The 361-nt window shown below is 53.5% G+C and carries 1 protein-coding gene; it reads right to left on the bottom strand.

Annotation, left to right across the window (positions count from 1 at the left end):
• Nucleotides 1–188 (bottom strand): cold shock domain-containing protein membrane protein (locus EE949_RS22415; protein ID WP_277423371.1); only part of this gene is annotated, 188 nt, incomplete at its 3' end.
• Between the last annotated feature and the right edge of the window lie 173 nt (nucleotides 189–361).

Here is a 361-nt window from a genome sequence, read left to right as displayed (position 1 = left end):
GTGTGACGGGTGCCTCGATTCCAGTAGGGAATTACCGGAGCGAGAATCAGGTTGAGTAGCCCCAGAAAAGCCAGAAAAAGCGCGTCAGGCTGTTGCAGGTAGGGAGCGACCGCTTCGCTACGCAGGCTGGGGATGAAAGAAAGCAACAGAGCTGCTGCTCCCGTTACCAGGTGGACAATTTTCAACATTTTTAAAAAGCTCACAGGTCAAGAAGGATTACAAGAAATAGCGTGTAACGCCCGGTACGCTTCTGAACAGGAGGAGGCGTGATACACGAGCGATGGGCCAGCCTATGCGCCAAGCCGGATGACAACGCTTCAGCGACACGCGGTGTATTTAACAGCAAAGCCCGATGCTACTC

The organism is Pseudomonas viridiflava (genome assembly GCF_900602065.1).
Taxonomy (GTDB): Bacteria; Pseudomonadota; Gammaproteobacteria; order Pseudomonadales; family Pseudomonadaceae; genus Aquipseudomonas.
Note: the sequence above shows the minus strand (reverse complement) of the source record. Positions and strands in the feature narration are given on the sequence as shown.